Here is a 21,909-nt window from a genome sequence, read left to right as displayed (position 1 = left end):
GTCGGGTGATCCTCCAGGGCTTGATCCCGGCGCTCTCGCGCGCCTCCACGTTCGACGACGCCCTCGCATCGGCCTCCCGCGACGCCGACTTCTCCCTCACCGAGGGGCTCCAGGGGCCGCTGCTCGCGGGGCTCCTGCGCCAGCGCATCCAGCGCGGCATCCCGGGGTGCCTGCTCGTCGTCACCGCCACCGGCCGCGAGTCGGAGGGCATGCGCCGCAGCCTCGACGCCGTGCTGCCGGATGCGGAGATCCTCGAGTTCCCGGCCTGGGAGACGCTGCCGCACGAGCGGCTCAGCCCGAGCGCCGAGATCGTCGGGAAGCGGATCCACGCCCTCCGCCGCATGGAGCAGTGGCACGCCGCGCTCGGCCAGGGCGCGCGCGAGGTCCCGGCCGACCAGGTGCGCCCGCTCGTCATCGTCGCCTCGGTGCGCGCCGCGCTGCAGCCCGTCGCCGACAACCTCACCGAGCTGCCGCCCGTGCAGCTCACCACCGGCAGCCGCGGCCACGATCTGTCGGAGCTCGCGGTCCGCCTCGTCGACCTCGCGTACTCGCGCGTCGACATGGTCACGCGCCGCGGCGAGTTCGCGGTGCGCGGCGGCATCCTCGACGTCTTCCCGCCCGTCTCCGACCACCCCGTGCGCGTCGAGTTCTTCGGCGACGAGGTCGACCAGATGCGGCCCTTCGCGGTCGCCGACCAGCGCTCGCTGGAGGAGGAGATCACCTCCGTCGAGCTGCCGCCGAGCCGCGAGCTGCTGCTGAGCGCGCCCGTGCGCCAGCGCGCCCGCGAGATGCAGCACGAGTTCCCGAACCTGCAGCAGATGCTCGCGAAGATCGCGGAGGGCATCCCGGTGGAGGGCATGGAGTCGCTGGCGCCCGCGCTCGTCGACCGGCTCGTGCCGGTCACGCACTACCTCCCGGTGGACGCGGCCATCGCCGTCGTCTCGCCCGAGCGCGTCTCCACGCGCGCGCAGAGCCTGGCGGACACGAACCGCGAGTTCCTCGACGCCGCGTGGAACGCCGCCACCGCGGGAGCCCAGGCGCCCATCGACCTCGCGTCCGGCGACTTCCTCTCGCTCGGCCGCCTCCGGGATGCGCGCGGCCCGCGCCGCTGGTGGACCCTGTCCGGCTTCCAGGCCACCGACGTGCTCCCGGAGGATCTCGGCATCGACGAGGTCATGACCGTGCGCATCGACGCGGATCCCGTGCCGAGCTTCGCGGGCAACGCCGACGGCGCCATCGAGCACGTGCGCGAGCGCCTCGCCGCCGGGTGGAGCGTGGGCGTCGTGGCGCAGGGATCCGGCCTCGTCGAGCGTGCCGACACCGTGCTGCGCGAGGCGGGCGTGCCCGCGCGCGTGGTCGAGGAGTTCCCCGCCGAGCCCGAGCCCGGCATCGCCTACCTGCTGCGCTCCGCGATCGACGCGGGCTTCGAGATGCCCGAGGTGAAGCTCGCGCTCCTCACCGAGAGCGAGTTCTACGGACGCGCCGCCGGCTACGACAGCCGCCAGGTCAAGAAGCTCGCCACCCGGCGCAAGAACGTGGTGGATCCCCTGCAGCTCAAGACCGGCGACCACGTCGTGCACACCACGCACGGCATCGGGAAGTTCGTGGAGCTGACGCAGCGCGAGGTCTCCTCGGGCGGGCGCAACGCCGTGAAGACGCGGCGCGAGTACCTCGTCATCGAGTACGCGCCCTCGAAGCGCGGCTACCCGGGCGACAAGCTCTTCGTGCCCACCGACCAGCTCGACCTCCTCAGCCGCTACGTCGGCGGGGAGGAGCCCGCCCTCAGCAAGATGGGCGGCAGCGACTGGGCCGCCGCCAAGGGCAAGGCGCGCCGGGCCGTCCGCGACATCGCCGTCGAGCTCGTGAAGCTCTACTCCGCGCGCATGGCGTCGCGCGGGCACTCCTTCCCGCCGGACACCCCGTGGCAGCGCGAGCTCGAGGAGGCGTTCCCCTTCATGGAGACGCCCGACCAGCTCACCGTCATCGACGAGGTCAAGCGCGACATGGAGAGCCCCATCCCCATGGACCGCCTCGTCTCGGGCGACGTCGGCTTCGGCAAGACCGAGATCGCGGTGCGCGCCGCGTTCAAGGCCGTGCAGGACGGCAAGCAGGTCGTGATGCTCGTGCCCACGACGCTCCTCGTGAAGCAGCACTTCGAGACGTTCTCCGAGCGCTTCGCCGGGTTCCCCGTGCACCTGCGCCAGCTCAGCCGGTTCCAGACCGACAAGGAGTCGCGCGAGACCATCAAGGGCCTGGAGGACGGCTCGGTCGACGTGGTCATCGGCACGCACCGCCTGCTCACGGGCAGCATCGCGTTCAAGGACGTGGGGCTCGTCATCATCGACGAGGAGCAGCGGTTCGGCGTCGAGCACAAGGACGCGCTGAAGAAGCTGAAGGCCAACGTCGACATCCTCGCGATGTCGGCCACGCCGATCCCGCGCACGCTCGAGATGGCGGTCACGGGCATCCGCGAGATGTCGACGCTCGCGACGCCGCCGGAGGACCGGCACCCGATCCTCACCTTCGTGGGCCCGAACAGCGAGAAGCAGATCGCCGCCGCCATCCGCCGCGAGCTGCTGCGCGAGGGTCAGGTGTTCTTCGTGCACAACCGCGTCTCGAGCATCAACCGCGTCGCGTCCGAGCTCGCCGAGCTCGTGCCCGAGGCGCGCGTCGCCGTGGCGCACGGGAAGATGAGCGAGGCGATGCTGGAGCAGGTCATCGTCGACTTCTGGGAGCGCAAGTTCGACGTGCTCGTGTCGACCACCATCATCGAGACCGGCCTCGACATCGCCAACGCGAACACGCTCATCATCGACCGGGCCGACAAGTACGGCCTCAGCCAGCTGCACCAGCTGCGCGGGCGCGTCGGCCGCGGCCGGGAGCGCGCGTACGCGTACTTCCTCTACGACGCCGACAAGCCGCTCTCCGAGACCGCGCACGACCGGCTGTCCACCATCGCGGCGAACAACGAGCTGGGGTCGGGCATGCAGGTCGCGCTCAAGGACCTCGAGATCCGCGGCGCGGGCAACCTGCTGGGCGGCGAGCAGTCCGGCCACATCCAGGGCGTGGGCTTCGACCTCTACCTGCGCATGATCGGCGAGGCCGTCTCCACGTTCCGCGGCGACGTCGCCGAGGGCCAGACCGAGCTGCGGCTCGAGCTGCCGGTGGACGCGCACATCCCCGAGGAGTACGTCGACAGCGAGCGGCTGCGCCTCGAGGCGTACCAGAAGCTCTCCACCGCGGCCTCGCCCACGGCGACGGACGACCAGATCGACCGGGTCATCGAGGAGCTCTCCGACCGCTACGGCGAGCCGCCCGTGGAGGTCGACAACCTCGTGCGCGTCTCGCGCCTGCGTCGCGTCGCGCAGCGGGCCGGGCTCAGCGAGGTCGTCGCGATGGGGCCGAACCTCCGCATCGCGCCGGCCGACCTCGCCGACAGCAAGCAGGTGCGCCTGCAGCGCATGTACCCGGGCAGCAAGCTGTTCGCGCAGACGAACGCCGTGACGGTGCCGCTGCCGAAGCGCGACGGCGAGCCGCTCCCCGACGCCGAGCTCGTGGACTGGGTGAGGCAGCTGCTCGACGCCGTCTTCACGGTGGAGCCGGCGCCGGCGGCGAAGGAGTCAGCGCCGAAGGCGTGAGACTCCACTACGGGATCTGCAATTGCGACGGCCGGGGCATGGCGTCAGGAACTCCCACTGGTGACCGTGCGCTCCGCTGCGAATCCCGTGCCGGTCACGACGGCATGGCCGTCGGAGCAGCCAGCGTGCCGGAGTCTCAGCAGGCTCAATCGCGCCCGGTCATCCGAGCGTGGACCTTCTGCAACCTTGAGCTGATCTGCAACGTGCGCATGGTGCCCTGCTCTTCCCGCTCTTGCGCCTCGATCTCTTTGATGCGTTCCGCCGCTCTCCTCTCTGCTTGCATCAGGTCGTTAAAGCAGATCCTCGCGAGGGCGCTCGGAAGAGAGAGGTCTCGCATGCGCGATCCAAGGAAAGAGAACTTGTGGAAGAGCGCTGGTAGGAGCAGTGCCAGACCCGAGGTGAAAGCCAACGCCCAGACATTCGGAGCCTCTGGCTGTGCGACGAACAGGCACAGGCTGAACAGCGCGGCCAGTACGGCATAAATGCCATAGAACCCCGCCCTCGCTCCTACCCTCCGAATCCGTGGGCTCGCCACGAGCGATGCTGCGCTGGCGTGCGCCAGGAAGCTGAGATTCAAGAATGACGCAAGAAAGAAAAAGGCGAAGTTGAACATCCTCACCAATGGCGTGGCATCGAATGCCACCGCGGAGGCGATCGCGAGAGGCGTGACGTGCGCGGCTATCGCGAGGTACACGAAGGCCCTCCGTCTTGACCGGTCGAGAAGTCCCCGCAGCTGGATTTGGATGCGCGCCAAGTCGGACCGCGCACGCAGGAGCTGTGTGTCTCTGTCGGCGACGTTGAAGCGACCGACTTCGATACCCAACGCCCAGCAGATCACGGTCATGGGTAGCACGACCACCAACGACGGTAAGGCTGTGGCATCCGCCCAGGCCGCGCCTATCGCGAACACAGCAAGCGTCATCGCGGCCATCGCTACCAGTAGCCCGACCACACCCACGCTGCGGCGGACCCGTGCCCGGTGGTCCGCATTGTCGAACGACGACTGCCCACCCAATGAGATCCCGTACAACACGAGAGCCACGGCGGTGTAGGCCAGGATCGCGGTGACGGTCGTTTCGCCGAGCGATTTTCCGCCGTTCGCGACCCAGTCGAATCGTGGTGATCCGTCGCTGCCTGGATTCGTCGGAAACGACGCTATCGAGCTACCGACCCAGAACACCCCCGCGATGAAGGCACCGGCAGTCAGGTGCAGCAGCAATCGCGGTATCGGTATCGGTGCATTTCGTTCAGTCATCTGTCCCGGTGTTCCCGTCGCTCGTCAGGAGGAAGGCTACCCATGGCTGAGATGCTCGTCGGCGTGAGCCTCGGACATTGATTTGGATCGGAAGTTGTGGTCTAATCCCGGCCGCTCCGAGCTTCACGGGCGGGTCGCGCCAGGCGTCGAGGCAGGCCACGACGAGGCTCGGGACGAGAGTCGTTGGGACAGGCCGTCGAGTGCCACTAGGGCCAGGAGGTACATGCCCGAAGGCGAGGGTCTCGAGCAGACGGCGAAGCTCACGGCGATCGGACCGCGAGGAGACCGGACACCCGGTGCGAGGATGGCCGGATGAGCGAGCCCGCGATCCCGTCCGCATCCGCCGCCCCCGCCCCCGCATCCGACCCGAGCGTGGCCGTCGCCGTCGCCGCCCTCGCCGACGCCATGGCCGCGCTCCGCGCGCCCGACGGCTGCGTGTGGAACCGGGAGCAGACGCATCGCTCGCTCGTGCCGTACCTCATCGAGGAGAGCCACGAGCTGGTCGAGGCGATCGAGACCGGCGACGTGGAGGGCATGCGCGAGGAGCTCGCCGACGTGCTCCTCCAGGTGGTCTTCCACGCCGACATCGCGCGCACGGAGGGGGAGGGCTTCGACCTCGCCGACGTCGCGCGCACCGCCACGGACAAGATGGTGCGCCGCCACCCGCACGTGTTCGGCGACGAGCGCGCCGACACCGTGGAGGAGGTCCTCCGCGTCTGGGGCGCCGCCAAGGACCGGGAGAAGTCGGCCCGCACGAGCGTGCTCGACGGGATCCCCGCGGGCATGCCGCCGCTCGCGCTCGCCGACAAGCTGCTCGGCAGAGCGGAGCGGATCGGCCTGCTCGACCCCGACGCGCCCGCGGCCATCCCGGTGGACGACGAGGACGACCTCGGCCGGCTGCTGCTCGCGGTCGTGGTGTCGGCGAGATCGCGCGGGCTCGACGCGGAGCGCGCGCTGCGGACGACGCTGCGGTCGCTCACGGACGAGATCCGCGCGGCCGAGCCGCCGCGCGAGGTGGATCCCGCCGGGAGCTGACACCCGGCGGGGCACGGGATCGGGCAGGGGCTCGGGCTCGGGCGTCGAGCCGAGGTCGAGCCGGGCCCGGCCGGCGTCGGGAGCGCCGACGCGGGCCGGAGCGCGTGACGCGTCGTCCGGCCCGCGGGGGCGCGGCCCGGGATTTACCCGATCCCGGGGCGCCTGGTCCGCCGCATCCACCCGAAGGAGACGGCGGACAGTCCGAGCCCCACCACCGTACGGGCCTTCGTCGAGCGTCCATCACAGGCGTTATGGTGACGGGGTGGCAGCTCCGGATCCGCATCGCCGCCAGGACCTGCTGGCCCACATCCTCGACCACCTCCGCACGCACCCGCTCCAGTCGGTGACCTTCCGCGGCCTCGCCGAGGCGCTCGGCGAGAGCACCTTCGTGCTCGTCTACCACTTCGGATCCAAGGCGCGGCTGCTCGAGGCGGCGATGGACGCGATCGACGTGCGCCAGGCGGAGATGGTGGACGGCGATCCGCGCGCGATCCCCGCCACCGAGCTGCGCGCCTGGGCGACGCAGGCCTGGCGGTGGCGGCTCACCGACGTCAACCGCGACTTCCAGCGGCTCGAGTTCGAGGCCGCGCTCCTCCGCAGCCGCGACGGCCAGGTGCGCCCGGACGCCATCGCGAGCGTCGCCGCGTGGCGGCGCTTCGGGCTCGACTGGATGACGGCGCACGGCGTACCCGAGGACGTCGCCGTCGACACGGCCGACCTCCTCCAGGCCGGGTCGTACGGCCTCCAGTTCGACTTCGTGATCTCCGGCGACCGCGTCCGGGCCATGCGCGGCTTCGAGGCGCTCGTCGACGCGTTCGTCCCGCGCATCCGGCCGTGGCTCGACCTGCCGGACCGCCCGCGCGCCCCCGGCTCGCCCGACCGGCACCGCGCCGACTGACCGCGCGCCGCGCCGACTGAGGGCGCGCCGGACGCCCGCCCGCCGCCTGACAGAATCGGGGGATGCCCCAGCAGATCACGCCGCCCCGCGGCATGCGCGACTTCCTGCCCGCCGAGAAGGCCCGCCGCGAGCAGGCGCTCGCCATCATCCGCCGCACCTACCGCGCGCACGGCTTCGACGAGATCGAGACGCCCGTCGTGGAGGAGTCCGGCCGGCTGCACGCGGGCCTCGGCGGTGACAACGAGAAGCTCGCCTACTCGGTGCTGAAGCGCGGCCTCTCGGGCGACGACCTGCACGCGGCCGCCGACGCGGGCGACGTGCTCGCCCTGTCCGACCTCGGCCTCCGCTTCGACCTCACGGTGCCGCTCGCGCGGTTCTACGCCTCGCACCGCGCGGAGCTGCCGGGCGTCTTCCGCTCGATCCAGGCCGCGCCCGTCTGGCGCGCCGAGCGCCCGCAGAAGGGGCGCTACCGCCAGTTCATGCAGTGCGACATCGACGTCATCGGCGAGGCCGGCCAGCTGGCCGAGGTCGAGCTGATCTCCGCCACGGCCGCCACGCTCGCGGCCCTCGGCCTCACGGGCTGCACGATCCGCGTGAACGACCGCCGTCTCCTGGCCGGCATCCTCGACTTCTGCGGCTTCGCGCCCGACCGCCAGGCGCAGGCGCTCATCAGCATCGACAAGCTCGACAAGATCGGCGCCGCGGGCGTCGTGGCGGAGCTCGCCGAGGGCGGGGCAGACGCGGCGGCCGTGCTCGGCGGGATCCTCGAGCGCATCGAGCCCGCGCTCGCCGACGGCGGCGTGCCGCTCACGACCGAGGCGATCACCGCGATCCTCCCCGCCGGCGTCGACCCCGACGCGGTGGCCGACCTCGAGACCCTGGCGGACGCGCTCGTCGGCCTGCCCGAGGGCGTCACGCTCCGCTTCGACCCGACCCTCGTGCGCGGCATGGGCTACTACACGGGCACGATCTTCGAGATCGCGCACCCGGCATCCGGCAGCTCGGTGGGCGGCGGCGGCCGCTACGACGGCATGATCGGCCGGTTCCTCGGCCAGGACGTGCCGGCCGCGGGCTTCTCCATCGGCTTCGAGCGGATCGTCGACCTGGCCGTCCTCCCCGCCGCGGAGGACGCCGACGCGATCGCCCTCGTGCACGACCGGCGCGCGCCCGTCGCGGTGCTCGCGCGCCTCAAGGCCGAGCTCGTGGCGTCCGGGCGCCGGGTGCGGCTGGAGCCGCGGCCGAAGAACGTCGCGCCGCTCCTCGAGGCGCTCAAGCAGCAGGGCTTCCGCACGTTCGCGGCCGTCGACGCCGACACGGCGGATGCCGCGAGCCTCCAGGAGCGCTCGCTCGACGGCGGCCCGCGCGGCTGATCCGTCACCTGCGCGACACCTGCGCGGGGGCGCCGTCGCCCGCGGCCCGCGAGGGGCCCGCGGCTAGGATGGACCCGACTTCCCACCCCCCCCCCCACCGCAACGCAAGGAGACCATTCCGTGGCAGCCATCGAAGCAGTCAACGCACGCGAGATCCTCGACTCCCGGGGCAACCCGACCGTCGAGGTCGAGGTGCTCCTCGAGGACGGCACGTTCACGCGTGCCGCCGTCCCGTCCGGCGCCTCCACCGGCGCGTTCGAGGCGTACGAGCTGCGCGACGGCGACGCGGGCCGCTACCTGGGCAAGGGCGTCCAGAAGGCCGTGGCAGCGGTGCGCGACGAGATCGCCCCCGCCATCCAGGACCTCGACGCGGCCGACCAGCGCATCATCGACGCCACGATGATCGAGCTCGACGGCACCGAGAACAAGTCGCGCCTGGGCGCGAACGCGCTCCTCGGCGTCTCCCTCGCGGTGGCGAAGGCCGCGGCCGACTCGGCCGAGCTGCCCCTCTACCGCTACCTCGGCGGCCCGAACGCGCACACGCTGCCCGTCCCGATGCTCAACGTCATCAACGGCGGCTCGCACGCCGACACCAACGTCGACATCCAGGAGTTCATGCTCCTCCCCGTCGGCGCGTCCACCTTCTCCGAGGGCCTGCGCTGGGGCGTCGAGACGTACCACGCGCTCAAGAGCCTGCTGAAGGAGAAGGGCCTGTCCACCGGCCTCGGCGACGAGGGCGGCTTCGCCCCGAACCTCGACAGCAACCGCGCCGCGCTCGACCTGCTCATGGAGGCCATCGAGTCCGCCGGCTTCACCGCCGGCAAGCAGATCGCGCTCGGCCTCGACGTCGCGTCCAGCGAGTTCTACTCCGACGGCGCCTACACGTTCGAGGGCCAGAAGGTCGACGCGGCGCACCTGACCGCGTACTTCGCGGACCTCGTCGCGTCCTACCCCCTCATCACCATCGAGGACCCGCTGGACGAGGACGACTGGGCCGGCTACGACCACTTCACCGCCGAGCTCGGCTCGAAGGTGCAGATCGTCGGCGACGACCTCTTCGTCACGAACCCGAAGCGCCTGGCCGACGGCATCACGCGCGGCGTCGCCAACTCGATCCTCGTCAAGGTCAACCAGATCGGCACGCTCACCGAGACGCTCGACGCGGTCGCCCTCGCGCAGCGCAGCGGCTACACCACGGTGCTCTCGCACCGCTCGGGCGAGACCGAGGACACCACCATCGCCGACCTCGCGGTCGCGGTGGAGGCCGGCCAGATCAAGACCGGCGCCCCCGCCCGCAGCGAGCGCGTCGCGAAGTACAACCAGCTCCTCCGCATCGAGCAGGACCTCGGCGCCGCCGCGGTCTACGCCGGTCGCGGCGCCTTCCCGCGCTTCCAGGGCTGATCCGCCCGTTCGGCCCGCGCCCTCGGGGGCGGGCGGACCGGCGGCGCACCACCGACGACGCGGCGGGGCGGCGGGCCAGGAGGCCCGCCGTCCCGCCGCCGCCGTCCCGCCGCATCGCGGCACAGGCACCCGCACCACCGCGACACCCGCACCACCGACACACGAAGGAGGACCGATGGCCCGCTTCCCCGGCCTCGACGCCCTCCGGTCCCGCCGGTCCGAGCGCCCGCGCACCGAGCGCGTCCCCGTCACCCTGCCCGACGGCGACGCGCCCGCCGGCAACTGGCTCCGCAGCATGCGCTTCTCCGGGTTCTCCGCGATGGTGCTCGTGCTCCTCGTCCTCACGGTCGTGGTCCTCGCGCCGGGCCTGCGCATCTACCTCGAGCAGCGCCAGCAGCTGAGCAGCCTGCAGAGCGCGGTCGACGCGCAGAAGCAGACCATCGCGCAGCTCCAGGACCAGCGCGCCCGCTACGACGACCCCGCCTTCCTCAAGGCGCAGGTGCGCGACCGCCTCTTCTACGTGATGCCCGGCGAGACCAGCTACCTCGTGCGCGGCCTGCCCGCGACGGGCGGCCAGGCGGCGGCCACCACCACCCCGGACGGCGCCCCCATCAGCGACGACCTGCAGGAGACGAAGCAGGACTGGGTCCAGGCCCTCCTCGGCTCCGCCCTCACCAGCGGACTCAGCGACACCCCGCCCGAACAGCTCCAGGGATCCGTCCAGGGAGGCGACCAGTGACCCGACCCCCCTTCGACCCGCCCTCCGAGCGCGACGTCCGCGTCGTGTCCGCGCAGCTCGGCCGTCCCGCCCGCGACGTCGTCGGCATCGCCGCGCGCTGCGTCTGCGGCAACCCCACCGTGGTGAGCACGGCCCCGCGCCTCAGCGACGGCACGCCGTTCCCCACGCTCTACTACCTGTGCCACCCCGCGGCCACCGCCGCGATCTCGCATCTCGAGGCCGAGCACGTCATGGCGGAGCTCCAGGACGACCTCGCGGAGGACGAAGCCATGCGCGACGCGTACGCCGCGGCCCACGCGTCCTATCTCGCGGACCGCGAGTCGATCCTCGTCGTGCCGGAGCTCGCGGGCGTCTCCGCGGGCGGCATGCCCGTGCGCGTCAAGTGCCTGCACGCCCTCGCCGGCCACGCGCTGGCTGCGGGCCCGGGCGTGAACCCCATCGGCGACATCGCGCTGGCCCGCGCCTCCTGGTCGCCGGACGTCTGCGAGTGCGCCGACCACGACGCCGCATGATCCGCGGACGCGCCGGCCGGGCCCGCGCCGCCGGCACGCCCGCCGGGTCGCCGCATCGCGCCGCCCGCGGGCTGGTCGTCGCGGTGCTCGCGCTCGCCTCCGTGCTGGCCGCCGCGTCGCCCGCGGTCGCGGATCCCGTGCGCGAGCGGGAGTACTGGCTCGCCGACTACGGCGTCCAGCGCGCGTGGAGCACGACGCGCGGCGAGGGCGTGAAGGTCGCCGTCATCGACACGGGCGTCGACGCCTCGGTCGCGGACCTGCGCGGCGCGGTCGTCGGCGGCACGGACGTCTCGGGCGTCGGATCCGCGGGGGGCACCCGGCCGGTCGGCGCCTCCAGCGAGCACGGCACGATGGTCGCCTCGCTCCTGGCCGGCCGCGGCACCGGCACGGGCTCCGGCGTGATCGGCGTCGCTCCCGCGGCCAGCGTCCTCAGCGTCTCGGTCGCGCTCGGCGGGCCGACGCCGGGCGCGCGCGACGAGGACGCGCAGATCGCCGACGCCGTGCGCTGGGCCGTCGACAACGGCGCGAGCGTCATCAACATGTCCCTCACCCGCAACTCGCTCGACTGGCCGGAGAGCTGGGACCGTGCCTTCCTCTACGCGTACCAGCACGACGTCGTGGTGGTCGCGGCGGCCGGCAACCGGGGGAGCGGCACGACCGAGGTCGGCGCGCCCGCGACGATCCCGGGCGTGCTCGCGGTCGCGGGCGTCGACCGGTCGGGTGCCGCCAGCTTCGACGCGTCGTCGCAGGGCATCACCATCGCGGTCGCGGCGCCCAGCGAGCAGCTCGTGGGCGTCGCCCCGGGCGGCGGCTACGTGCAGTGGAGCGGCACGAGCGGGGCGGCGCCGCTCGTCTCCGGCGTGGTCGCGCTCGTGCGGGCCGCGCATCCGGAGCTGAAGGCCGACGACGTGGTCGAGCGGGTGCTCGCCACCGCCCGGCAGAAGGGGCAGCCCGAGATCTACGGCCGCGGGCTCGTCGACGCGGCCGCCGCCGTGACCGCCGACGTCGCGCCCGCCAGCGGCAAGCCGCTCGGCGACCTCGAGGAGTGGGTGCGCCTGTACCGTCGCGCGCCCGTCGCGACGCCGACGCCGGACGCGGGAGCCACGGCGGATCCGGCCCCCACGGTGCCCGCGGACGCCGCGCCCGCCGACCCCGCCGCCGACCCGCTGCCGACCGTGGGCGCGCTCCGGCAGGCGGGGATCCCGGCCCTCGTCCTGTCCCTCTTCGCCGGCGCGGCGGCGGCGATGTCCGTGGTGGCCGTGCGGCATTTCAGACGGCTGCTCCGGAGGGAGTAGCCTGATTCCGACCACAATCTGCAGGGAGTCATCCATCGTGCCCAAAATCCTGATCGTCGGCGGCGGCTACGCCGGTTTCTACACGGCATGGAAGCTCGAGTCGCACCTCCGATCCGGCGAGGCCGAGGTCACCATGGTCGACCCGCTGCCGTACATGACGTACCAGCCGTTCCTGCCCGAGGTCGTCTCCGGATCCATCGAGCCGCGCCACGCCGTGGTGTCCCAGCGACGCCACCTGCGCACCACCAACGTCGTCACCGCCAAGGTGACCGGCATCGACCACGCGTCGAAGACGGCGACCATCACGCCGCCCGTGGGCGAGCCGTACGAGTTCTCCTACGACATCATCGTCGTCACCGCGGGCAGCGTCTCCCGCACGTTCCCGATCCCGGGCGTCGCGGACGAGGCCATCGGCCTGAAGACCATCGAGGAGGCCGTCGCCATCCGCGACCGCATCTTCGCGAACTTCGACCGCGCGGCCACCCTCCCGGCCGGGCCCGAGCGCGAGCGCCTCCTCACCTTCGTGGTGGTCGGCGGCGGCTTCGCGGGCATCGAGGTGTTCGCCGAGATGCGCAGCATCGCGACCGACCTCGTGAAGAAGTACCCCGAGATCGACTTCGAGGACACGCACTTCCACCTCATCGAGGCGATGGGCCGCATCATGCCCGAGGTGTCGCTCGAGACCAGCCACTGGGTGCTCAAGAACCTCGCCGAGCGCGGCGCGCTCGTGCACCTCGACACGCAGCTCAAGTCCGCCGTCGGCGGCGTCGTCGAGCTGTCGACCGGCGAGTCGTTCGAGTCCGACGTCATCGTCTGGACCGCGGGCGTCATGGCCAGCCCCATGCTCAAGAACACCGACCTCCCCATCGAGGAGCGCGGGCGCCTGCGCGTGCGCGCCGACGGTCGCGTCGAGGGCGACGACGGCATCGTCGCGGACGCCTGGGGCGCCGGCGACGTGGCGGCCACCCCCGACCTCACGGGCGGCGGCGTCGGCGGCTTCTGCGTGCCCAACGCGCAGCACGCCGTCCGCCAGGGCAAGCTCATGGCGAAGAACCTCACCGCGAGCATCCGCGGCGAGGGCATCACCGACTACTTCCACAAGAACCTCGGCGCCGTCGCGGGCCTCGGTCTCTACCAGGGCGCGTTCCAGTCCGGCAAGCTCGGCATCACCGGCTTCCCCGCCTGGGTCATGCACCGCGGCTACCACGGGCTCGCGATCCCGTCCTTCGAGCGCAAGGCGCGCGTCGTCACGGGCTGGCTGAACAACCTCGTCTGGGGTCGCGACATCGTCTCCCTCGAGGCGCGCGAGACCCCCCGCACCGCGTTCGAGACGTTCGCGTCGCGCCCGCGCCCCGCCGCGGATGCCGCTCCGGCCGCCCCCGCGAAGAAGGAGGAGGCGCCGGCCAAGAAGGCCGCCGAGGAGAAGGCTGACGCCCCCACCGAGGGCGAGAAGTCCCCGGCGCTCGCGGGCAGCTACAGCTCCTCGCCCAGCGCGGAGACGCAGGACGAGGACCGCACGGCCTGATCCGCGTGACGCTCTAGCTCCACCGACGACGGCCCGCAGGCATCCGCTTGCGGGCCGTCGTCGTGCGTGGGCGCCGGATCCGCTCGCCGACCGTAGGCTGTCGGGAGCGCCCCGGCGCCATGCCCCCGTAGTCCAATTGGCAGAGACGGGCGACTTAAAATCGCCGCAGTGTCGGTTCGAGTCCGACCGGGGGTACTGCTCGCAAGGGGTCCGGGAAGCCGGGCGTCCGCGCGGCTTCCCGGGCTACGGTCGGACGGCGGGGCCCCGGGACCGACGCGAGATGCGCGACCGGACGGCCTTCCGCGCGGGCTCCTCGACGAGGTGGTAGCACGCGGCCCCCACGGCGACCACGACGGCGTAGTGGCCGACCAGGATGGCCAGCTTGACGCCGGTGCCGGCATCCGCGAAACGCCCGACGGGGAGCAGCGCCCCCAGCACCATCAGCACGATGAAGTGGGTCATGTACACGGAGTAGGAGATCCGGCCTCCCCAGAGGAGCAGCCGCGAGCCGAGCAGCCGACCGACCGGACCCGTGGCGCCCGCGCAGGCGAGGACGAACAGGGCGATCACGGGCAGCGTCGACAGGGGCTGCGTGCCCTCGACCCCTATGGAGGCGAGTGCGACGGCGAGCGCGAGGACGCTGACAGCGGCGGTCACGTCCCAGCCCCACCCGAAGCGGCGGTCGCCGAGCCAGCGCCAGCCGGCGAAGAGGCAGCAGCCCGCGGTGAACTCGAACGCGATCCGGAGCCAGATGAGCAGGAACGCGGAGGGCGAGTCGATGACCAGCGCCCCGGCGGCGAGCATCGCCGCGGCGCCCACCACGACCAGGAGCGCCGCTGCCCCGAAGCCCGACGCTGCTGTGCGCAGCCGCACGAGTCCGATCGCGATGAGCGGGAACGCGAGGTAGGCCGCGAACTCCGCGGAGATCGACCACGCGGGGCCGTTCCAGGCCGAGAGGCCGAACACGGTCTGCGCGTTCAGGAGGTTGACGGCGAACGAGAGCGGCGTGTAGCCGCCGTCGGCGGAGAGGGCGACACCGAGGATGCGGGCTCCGAGGACCAGCGCGAGCATGGCGAGCAGCGTGAAGAGGTGCACGGGGTAGATGCGCGCGAACCGCAGCTCGAGGAAGGCACGGTAGCCGGACCAGGAGGGCGTCGCGAACCGGTCGGCGTAGTTGTAGGCGATGATGAAGCCGCTCAGGACGAAGAAGATCTCGACGCCGAGGAACCCGGAGCGGACCCAGGGGCCGATGACCTCCTGCGCGGAGGGGAACAACCCGTAGAGCACGAGCCGGAAGTGCTCCACGACCACCCACGCCGCCGCGAGGGCGCGGATCCCCGTCAGCCCGTCAGCTCCTGGCGGCGGGATGCGATGCCGGCGGTGCTCGTCATCAGTGCAGCCTTGCACACGGCCGCGCCCCGCGGACAGCGACGCGGATGGGTTCCGACGGAGACCACCCGGGCCGCCCCCACCCGCCCACCACTGAGACGACCACCTATCTCGACGCCGAGCGGCCACTGAGGTAGTACGCGATCCTTCCGCGCACGTATGGTTGAGGCACCCGCGGGGTTCGGGTGCCGTGGACGGGGGTCCATGACGGCGAAGGGGCGGGGATGACTCTGATCGAGGACGCGCGGGCACTCGCCGCGCAACGTGCCGTCGAGGCGCTCGGACTGCTCGACGGGCCGCCCGAGGAGCGGTTCGACCGTGTGACCCGGCTCGCCCGCACGGCGTTCGACGTGCCGCTGTCGACCATCGGGCTCGCCGACCACGACCGCATGTGGTTTGCCTCCTGTGCGGGCGCGGAGCTCTCCGAGACGCCCATCAGCACGGTCTTCTGCGACACCACCGTCCGGGAGGAGCGCCTGCTCGTCGTCGAGGACGCGCAGATGCATCCCGTCTTCCGCCACCTGCCGAGCGTGGCCGGGGAGCCGCACATCCGCTTCTACGCCGGGCATCCGCTGCGGGACACCGAGGGCGTGGTCGTCGGCACCTTCTGCCTCTACGACGTCCGGCCGCGCTCGCTCGACGGGGCGCAGCTCGCCCTCTTCGAGGAGCTCGCGGAGTGGGCGCAGCGCGAGCTGGTGGCGAGCGCCGAGATGGAGCGCGCGCACGCGGTCCAGTCCGCGCTGCTGCCCGCAGCCGAGGTGCAGCTGCCGGGATATGAGATCGCCGCCGTGTGCGTGCCCGCCCAGGTCGTCGGCGGCGACTTCTACGACTACGAGCGCACCCCGTCGGGCCTGCGCTTCGCCATCGCGGACGTCATGGGCAAGGGCACGGGCGCGGCGATCCTCACGGCCACCGTGCGCGCCGTCCTCCGCGGGGTCGCCGCCACGGCCGACCGCTTCGGCGCCGGCGTGCTGGAGGACACGGGCCTCCTCGTCACGGACGCCGCGCGCTCCCTCGAGGCGGACCTCGAGCGCACGGGCGCGTTCGTCACCCTGCAGCACGGGCACCTCGACCAGGCCTCGGGCCTCCTCCGCTACGCGGACGCCGGGCACGGCCTCACGATCGTCGTGCACCCGGGCGGCGGCGTGACGCACCTCGGCACGACCGACATGCCCGTCGGCATCATCCCCGACCACCAGTGGGAGGAGCGCCACGTCGTGCTCGCCCACGGCGACACCTTCGTGACCTTCAGCGACGGCCTGTTCGACATGTTCGGCGGCAGCACCCCCGCCTTCGAGCTGATCGGGGCCCTCGTGCGCGAGTCGGGCGGGGTGGCGGCGCTCGTGGAGCGGGTGCGGATCCTCGCCTCCGCCGGCACGCCCCTCGACGACGTGACGGTGCTCGCGGTGAAGCGCGCATGAGCACCACGACGACGACGACCGCGGCGCCGCGGCGTCCGCGCGCCCAGCGCATGACGGTCCGCTTCGCGATCGTGCGGATCCTCGCCGTGATCACGGCGATCCTCGGCCTCAACTACATCATCTGGCGCCTGCTGTTCTCCGTGAACCCGGAGGCGCTCTGGATCGCGATCCCGCTCGTGATGGCCGAGACCTACAGCCTCATCGACTCGCTGCTGTTCGGCCTCACCATGTGGCGCGCCCGCGACCGCCCGAAGCCGCCCGTGCCCGGACCCGGCCTCACGGTCGACGTGTTCATCGCGACCTACAACGAGCCGCTCGACCTGGTGATGGAGACCGCGCGCGCCGCCCAGCGCATCCGCTACCCGCACAAGACGTGGGTGCTCGACGACGGCAACCGCACGGAGCTGCGCGACCTGGCGGAGGCCGAGGGCATCGGCTGGATCACCCGCTCGGCCGACTGGTCGGGCCGGGCCCGGCACGCGAAGGCCGGCAACCTCAACAACGCGCTGCTCACGACCGAGGGCGAGTTCATGCTCATCCTCGACGCCGACCAGGTGCCCGAGCCCGAGATCCTCGACCGCACCCTCGGCTACTTCGACGACCGGCGCATGGCGCTCGTGCAGACGCCGCAGGTGTTCGTGAACGTGCCCGACGCGGATCCGCTCGGCAGCCAGGCGCCCCTGTTCTACGGGCCCATCCAGCAGGGCAAGGACGGCTGGAACGCCGCGTTCTTCTGCGGCTCCAACGCGATCCTCCGCCGCGAGGCCCTGATGCTGCTCGGCGTCTCCCGCTACGTGACCGACACCGAGATCAGCGTGTTCCGCGCGCTCCGCACCGCGAACGACGTGCTCGACAAGGCGCGCGCCGAGCTCGAGCCCGACCAGGTCGACCTCCGCAAGGCGCTCGACGACGTGACCTACGACGTGCGCCGCGCCCGCGCCGAGCTCCGCCGCGGCCAGCGCCTCGCGGACGTGACGTACCGCTTCCAGAAGCGCGTCGACTCGATCGCCGCGCGCATGGTGCAGGACGACATGTCGGCGCTCAAGGCCGACCTCGCGGAGATCGCCGCGCTCGCCGGCCGGCACTCCGCCGACCGCGACGCGGTGTCGCTCGTGGACGACAGCGCCATGACCCGCCTGGCCCAGCGCGACTGGTCGCCGCTCGGGGCGCTCGACGCGGTGCGCGCGATCATCCGCGACATCGACGTGCACCGGGACGACGACGCGCAGTCGATCATGCCGCTGGCCACCATCTCCGTCACCGAGGACATGGCCACCTGCATGCGCCTGCACGGCCTCGGCTGGAAGTCGGCGTACCACGACGAGGTCCTCGCCTACGGGCTCGCGCCGGAGGACCTGCCGACGATGCTCACGCAGCGCCTCCGCTGGGCGCAGGGCACGATCCAGGTCTTCTTCCGCGAGAACCCCCTGCTGCAGAAGGCGCTCTCGATCCCGCAGCGGCTCATGTACTTCGCCACCATGTGGAGCTACTTCTCCGGCTTCACCGCCCTCGTCTACGTGGCGGCGCCCATCATCTACCTGGTCTTCGGCGTGCTCCCCGTGCAGGCGCTCTCGACCGACTTCTTCTTCCGCCTGATCCCGTTCCTCCTCGTCAACCAGCTCCTGTTCGCGGTGGTCGGCCGCGGCAAGCGCACCTGGCGCGGGCAGCAGTACTCGCTCGCGCTCTTCCCGGTGTGGATCTCGTCGGTCACCACCGCTGTCGCCAACGTCTTCTTCCGCAAGCCCCTCGACTTCGCCGTGACGCCCAAGGTGCGCGCCGAGAGCGGGAAGCCGCGCTGGGACCTGGTGAAGCCGCAGCTCTACGTGATCGGCGCGCTCATCGTCGCCTCGGCGATCGGGCTCCTCCGCCTCGCGGTCGGACAGGCGACGCCGCTCGGCACGTTCACCAACCTCGCCTGGGTCGTCTTCGACCTGGCGATCTTCAGCATCATCATCCGTGCGGCCCGCTACCGGGGCTTCACGCCGGCCAAGGAGGACGCATGATCGACATCGCAGTGGCAGAGCAGGGCACGGAGGTCAGCGTCGTGACGCCGACCGGGCGCCTCAACATGGTGTCGGCCCGTCAGCTCACCACCGTCGTGACCGAGGTCATCGACGGCGGGCGCCCCTTCGTGGTGGTCGATCTCGGCAGCACCGAGTTCATGGACTCCTCCGGTCTCGGCGCCCTCGTCTCGGGCCTCAAGCGCGCCCGGCAGGCGGGCGGCGACCTCCGGCTCGCGCGCCCGAACGCGCAGGTGCGGGCGGTGCTCGAGCTGACGAACCTCAACCGCGTCCTCACCGTGCACGACGCCCCCGAGGGCGTGTTCGGTGACCGGTGAGGACATGGAGGGCATGACCCACCACGCGCCGCCGGTGCGCGCGAACGTCACGCTCCCGGCGGTGGACGAGAGCCTCGCGGCCGTGCACGCCGTGATCGCCGCGGTGTGGGACCAGGCCTTCGACGTGAGCGACGAGGAGCGGATGCTCTTCGAGACGGCCGTGGTCGAGATCGCGGGCAACGTGGTGGAGCACGGCGTCGCGGTGGGGCAGCGCGCGGGGTACCCCGTGACCTTCACGATGACCGTGGTCTGCCAGCACGACCGCATCGTGGCGCTGTTCGAGGACGACGGACAGCCGGCCGTCGTCGACCTCACGGAGGTGTCCATGCCCGACGACCTCAGCGAGAGCGGCCGCGGGCTGGCGCTCGCCCAGGCGATCCTCGACGACCTCACGTACGAGCGCACCGACGGCAGCAACCGCTGGCGGCTGGTCAGGCTCCGCGGCTGATGCGCGGCATCGGGGGACGGGACCGGGCGCGCGGGGGCGCACCCGCCCGGGGCGGGATCCGCCGCTGGGCCGCGGCCATGGTCGCGCTCGCGCTCGCCGTCGTGCCCGCGACGGCGGCGCTCGCCGCGCCGCAGCCGACCGCGACGGCGCCCGCGGCGCCCGCGGACGAGGTCGACCTCACGCGCGGGCCGGCCGCGCCGTGGTTCGGCGGCATCATCGACTGGACCGCGGACGACGCGCAGAGCTACGCCGATCGCCTGGGCGCCACCCCGGCCGTGCTCGGCCAGTCCGTGCGCTACCCCCTCGGATCCGACGACGTCACCTACCTCGACCAGTTCGCCCAGCAGGCCGCGCAGCAGGGGTCGCTCCTCTTCCTCACCCTCGAGCCCACCGAGCCGCTCGCCGAGCTCACCGCCGCGGACGCCACCGCTCTCACCGACCGGCTCGAGGCGCTCCGCGAGCGCTACGACTCCCGTGCGCTCGTGCGGTTCGCCCCCGAGATGAACGGCTCGTGGACCCCCTGGGGCCAGCAGCCGTCCGCGTACATATCCGCGTTCCGGCAGATCGCCGACGCCGTGCACGCCTCGGACGCGGGCGCCGTCACCGTGTGGTCGCCCGCCTACGCGGCCGGGTACCCGTTCGGATCCGCCGACGGGCTCACCGACTCCTCCGCCACCCGGCCCATCGCCGAGCTCGACACCGACGGCAACGGCCGCGTGGACGTCGACGACGACGCCTACCGCCCCTACTGGCCGGGCGACGAGGCCGTCGACTGGGTCGGCCTGTCCGCCTCGCACTTCGGCTCCGAGCAGGACTTCTCCGTCGGGCAGCCGTCCCAGGAGTACCTCGGCAGCGAGGTCATCCCGCAGCAGGAGTTCGGCAAGAACGTGGTGCCCGAGGAGGGCAAGTTCGCCCGGGAGCTCGCGGGCGAGTACGGCTACGCCGACCAGGGCGGCACCGGGCGCGACTTCGCGGCCGAGTGGATCGAGGGCACGGGCAAGCCCGCCGTGATCGAGACCGGCGCGCTCTACGACCCCGCGCGCACCGACGGCGCGAGCGAGGCCGACGTCAAGCGCGGCTGGTGGGAGCAGGTGCTCTCCGCCGAGACGCGCGCCGACCACCCCGGCATCGGCATGGTCGTCTGGCGGGAGGTCGAGCGGAAGGAGGCGGAGGCCGACGACGCCGTCGTCGACTGGCGCGCCACGGGCGACGCGGACATCGCGTCCGCGCTCCGCGCCCACCTGGATCCGGCCACCGCGACCCTCGGTCCCGTCACGCAGGTCTTCGACCAGGAGCGCGCCAACGTCGCGACCGCGCAGTACCGCGACCCCGGATCGCCCGAGGACGAGCAGATGGGCTGGATCGTGCTGTGCGCGGTCGTGCTCCTCCTCCTCTTCGTGATCTCCGGGCCGATCGGCCGCCTCAAGCCCGGCTGGCGCTACCCGGACGAGAACTCGCCCCGCGACCGCCGCCTCGACCTGTTCCGCGGCTGGACCATCGTGGCCGTGGTCATCACCCACATCGAGGTCGCGAGCCCCTACTCGTACGTGACGATCAACGCGATCGGCGCCATCACGGGCGCCGAGATGTTCGTGCTGCTCTCCGGCCTGGTGCTGGGCATGGTCTACCCGATGGCGGTCAAGAAGTTCGGCGAGATGAAGGCGCTCGTCTCGATCCTGCGCCGCGCGTTCAAGCAGTACATCGTCGCGATCGCCGTGGTCGTCATCGTCTTCGCTCTCACGTTCGTGCCGTTCCTCGCCACCGACGTGATCACCACCTTCACCGACCGCGGCACGGGCGCGGACGGCAAGGTCACCTCCGGCCAGGTCTACGACCTCTACCCGAACGGCGACCGGCTCCTCGACTACCCGCCGCCCTGGTACGCGATCCGCGACCTGCTGCTGCTGCGCATGGGCCCGTGGGTGTTCAACATCATGGGCCTGTTCGTGGTGCTGACCCTGCTCGTCCCGGGGATCGTGTGGCTGCTCCGCCGCCGCATGTGGTGGGTCGTCCTCATCGCCAGCTGGACCGCGTACGTGCTCAACGCGCAGTTCGACATCCGCGTGCTGCCGTCGATGTTCGAGGATGTCTTCCCCCTGCTCACCTGGCAGGTCGCGTTCCTGAACGGCATGGTGATCGGCTACTACCGCCGTCAGATCACGCGCGCGCTCACGGGACGGCTGGGCCGCGTCCTCGTGTCGATCCTCGTGGTCGCGTACGTGGGCGCCCTCGCGGTGCTCTGGGCCGGGCACACCTACGGGGTCGCGATCCCGGGCGTCCCCGACGGCCTCTACTCGTCGCTGTACGAGTCGATGTACCAGCGCACGTTCCTGCAGCCGGGCCGCCTCATCGACCTCGGGCTGATGCTCGTGGTGGCGTACACGTTCCTCACGCGGGTGTGGAAGCCGGTCGACCGCGCGTTCGGCTGGTTCTACACGCCGCTCGGATCCGCGAGCCTCTACGTGTTCATCGTCCACGTGTTCTTCGTGCTGATCGTCGGCAGCCTGCCGTTCCTCGACAGGTCGAATCCCTGGCAGGGGGCGGTGGTCCATACGCTCGTGCTCGCGGCGATCTGGTTCATGGTCACGCGCAAGGTGCTCTTCAAGGTCATCCCCACCTGATCGGCGCGGGTCGGAGCCGCACGG

Annotated in this window: 16 protein-coding genes and 1 tRNA gene; 15 read left to right on the top strand and 2 right to left on the bottom strand. The window is 72.1% G+C overall.

The genetic code is table 11. The features are described from left to right. Positions 1 to 5: 5 nt before the first annotated feature. On the top strand, positions 6 to 3,638 hold the full coding sequence (gene mfd, locus ACU4ZT_RS11990; RefSeq protein ID WP_445337252.1) for a transcription-repair coupling factor: 3,633 nt from the start codon (positions 6 to 8) through the stop codon (positions 3,636 to 3,638). A 145-nt stretch (positions 3,639 to 3,783) separates the two neighbouring features. On the opposite strand, the gene ACU4ZT_RS11985 is transcribed toward mfd, so the two are convergent. Then, entirely contained in the window at positions 3,784 to 4,893 is a 1,110-nt protein-coding gene (locus tag ACU4ZT_RS11985) for a hypothetical protein (RefSeq protein ID WP_445971901.1), read from the bottom strand. A gap of 312 nt (positions 4,894 to 5,205) precedes the next feature. Here ACU4ZT_RS11985 and ACU4ZT_RS11980 point away from each other — a divergent pair, with 312 nt between their 5' ends. From ACU4ZT_RS11980 to ACU4ZT_RS11940, 9 genes are all read left to right on the top strand, one after another. Beyond that, positions 5,206 to 5,928: a nucleoside triphosphate pyrophosphohydrolase gene (locus tag ACU4ZT_RS11980; protein WP_445337250.1), complete on the top strand. Its 723-nt coding sequence runs from the start codon at positions 5,206 to 5,208 to the stop codon at positions 5,926 to 5,928. Positions 5,929 to 6,190: 262 nt separating this feature from the next. Beyond that, on the top strand, positions 6,191 to 6,826 hold the full coding sequence (locus ACU4ZT_RS11975; RefSeq protein WP_063072547.1) for a TetR/AcrR family transcriptional regulator: 636 nt from the start codon (positions 6,191 to 6,193) through the stop codon (positions 6,824 to 6,826). A gap of 62 nt (positions 6,827 to 6,888) precedes the next feature. After that, positions 6,889 to 8,196 carry a histidine--tRNA ligase gene (gene hisS / locus ACU4ZT_RS11970; protein WP_445337249.1) on the top strand — a complete coding sequence of 436 codons (1,308 nt, stop codon included), beginning with the start codon at positions 6,889 to 6,891 and terminating at the stop codon, positions 8,194 to 8,196. A gap of 120 nt (positions 8,197 to 8,316) precedes the next feature. Continuing rightward, positions 8,317 to 9,597: a phosphopyruvate hydratase gene (gene eno, locus ACU4ZT_RS11965; protein ID WP_063072549.1), complete on the top strand. Its 1,281-nt coding sequence runs from the start codon at positions 8,317 to 8,319 to the stop codon at positions 9,595 to 9,597. A 175-nt stretch (positions 9,598 to 9,772) separates the two neighbouring features. Then, a complete protein-coding gene (locus ACU4ZT_RS11960; protein ID WP_270979604.1) occupies positions 9,773 to 10,336 on the top strand; it encodes an FtsB family cell division protein in 564 nt (187 codons plus the stop codon). Next, positions 10,333 to 10,848 (top strand): DUF501 domain-containing protein, encoded by a 516-nt coding sequence (locus tag ACU4ZT_RS11955; protein ID WP_063072557.1) that lies wholly within the window; start codon positions 10,333 to 10,335, stop codon positions 10,846 to 10,848. The genes ACU4ZT_RS11960 and ACU4ZT_RS11955 overlap by 4 nt, the downstream gene beginning before the upstream one ends. Continuing rightward, positions 10,845 to 12,143, top strand: a complete 1,299-nt coding sequence (locus ACU4ZT_RS11950) for a S8 family peptidase (protein WP_445337248.1) — start codon at positions 10,845 to 10,847, stop codon at positions 12,141 to 12,143. Before ACU4ZT_RS11955 ends, ACU4ZT_RS11950 begins: the two co-directional genes overlap by 4 nt. A gap of 37 nt (positions 12,144 to 12,180) precedes the next feature. Beyond that, positions 12,181 to 13,668, top strand: a complete 1,488-nt coding sequence (locus tag ACU4ZT_RS11945) for an NAD(P)/FAD-dependent oxidoreductase (protein WP_063072559.1) — start codon at positions 12,181 to 12,183, stop codon at positions 13,666 to 13,668. 121 nt (positions 13,669 to 13,789) lie between these two features. After that, positions 13,790 to 13,863 (top strand) — tRNA-Leu (locus ACU4ZT_RS11940). A 48-nt stretch (positions 13,864 to 13,911) separates the two neighbouring features. On the opposite strand, the gene ACU4ZT_RS11935 is transcribed toward ACU4ZT_RS11940, so the two are convergent. Beyond that, positions 13,912 to 15,075, bottom strand: a complete 1,164-nt coding sequence (locus ACU4ZT_RS11935; RefSeq protein WP_302621247.1) for an acyltransferase family protein — start codon at positions 15,073 to 15,075, stop codon at positions 13,912 to 13,914. 206 nt (positions 15,076 to 15,281) lie between these two features. Between ACU4ZT_RS11935 and ACU4ZT_RS11930 the strand changes: the two genes are divergently transcribed. From ACU4ZT_RS11930 to opgC, 5 genes are read left to right on the top strand one after another with little or no spacing between them, the layout of a single operon-like run. Beyond that, a complete protein-coding gene (locus tag ACU4ZT_RS11930) occupies positions 15,282 to 16,478 on the top strand; it encodes a PP2C family protein-serine/threonine phosphatase (protein WP_445337247.1) in 1,197 nt (398 codons plus the stop codon). A 50-nt stretch (positions 16,479 to 16,528) separates the two neighbouring features. Further along, positions 16,529 to 18,481 carry a glycosyltransferase family 2 protein gene (locus ACU4ZT_RS11925; protein ID WP_063072586.1) on the top strand — a complete coding sequence of 651 codons (1,953 nt, stop codon included), beginning with the start codon at positions 16,529 to 16,531 and terminating at the stop codon, positions 18,479 to 18,481. Then, the gene (locus ACU4ZT_RS11920) at positions 18,478 to 18,816 is read left to right on the top strand and encodes an STAS domain-containing protein (protein WP_063072562.1); all 339 of its coding nucleotides are present in this window, start codon (positions 18,478 to 18,480) and stop codon (positions 18,814 to 18,816) included. Before ACU4ZT_RS11925 ends, ACU4ZT_RS11920 begins: the two co-directional genes overlap by 4 nt. A 13-nt stretch (positions 18,817 to 18,829) precedes the next feature. Beyond that, positions 18,830 to 19,264, top strand: a complete 435-nt coding sequence (locus ACU4ZT_RS11915; RefSeq protein ID WP_063072587.1) for an ATP-binding protein — start codon at positions 18,830 to 18,832, stop codon at positions 19,262 to 19,264. Then, on the top strand, positions 19,264 to 21,885 hold the full coding sequence (opgC, locus tag ACU4ZT_RS11910) for an OpgC domain-containing protein (RefSeq protein WP_445337246.1): 2,622 nt from the start codon (positions 19,264 to 19,266) through the stop codon (positions 21,883 to 21,885). Before ACU4ZT_RS11915 ends, opgC begins: the two co-directional genes overlap by 1 nt. Positions 21,886 to 21,909 lie beyond the last annotated feature (24 nt).

The organism is Clavibacter davisi (assembly GCF_052751415.1).
The sequence above is the reverse complement of the archived record's forward strand: the minus strand, read 5'-3'. Positions and strand labels throughout refer to the sequence as shown.

Excerpts from the sequence above, each read along its gene's own strand:
- ACU4ZT_RS11985 (WP_445971901.1), bottom strand. The coding sequence starts at position 4,893 with ATGACTGAACGAAATGCACCGATACCGATACCGCGATTGCTGCTGCAC.
- ACU4ZT_RS11950 (WP_445337248.1), top strand. The coding sequence starts at position 10,845 with ATGATCCGCGGACGCGCCGGCCGGGCCCGCGCCGCCGGCACGCCCGCC.
- ACU4ZT_RS11980 (WP_445337250.1), top strand. The coding sequence starts at position 5,206 with ATGAGCGAGCCCGCGATCCCGTCCGCATCCGCCGCCCCCGCCCCCGCA.
- ACU4ZT_RS11960 (WP_270979604.1), top strand. The coding sequence starts at position 9,773 with ATGGCCCGCTTCCCCGGCCTCGACGCCCTCCGGTCCCGCCGGTCCGAG.
- hisS (WP_445337249.1), top strand. The coding sequence starts at position 6,889 with ATGCCCCAGCAGATCACGCCGCCCCGCGGCATGCGCGACTTCCTGCCC.
- ACU4ZT_RS11930 (WP_445337247.1), top strand. The coding sequence starts at position 15,282 with ATGACTCTGATCGAGGACGCGCGGGCACTCGCCGCGCAACGTGCCGTC.
- ACU4ZT_RS11915 (WP_063072587.1), top strand. The coding sequence starts at position 18,830 with ATGACCCACCACGCGCCGCCGGTGCGCGCGAACGTCACGCTCCCGGCG.
- ACU4ZT_RS11925 (WP_063072586.1), top strand. The coding sequence starts at position 16,529 with ATGACGGTCCGCTTCGCGATCGTGCGGATCCTCGCCGTGATCACGGCG.
- ACU4ZT_RS11920 (WP_063072562.1), top strand. The coding sequence starts at position 18,478 with ATGATCGACATCGCAGTGGCAGAGCAGGGCACGGAGGTCAGCGTCGTG.
- opgC (WP_445337246.1), top strand. The coding sequence starts at position 19,264 with ATGCGCGGCATCGGGGGACGGGACCGGGCGCGCGGGGGCGCACCCGCC.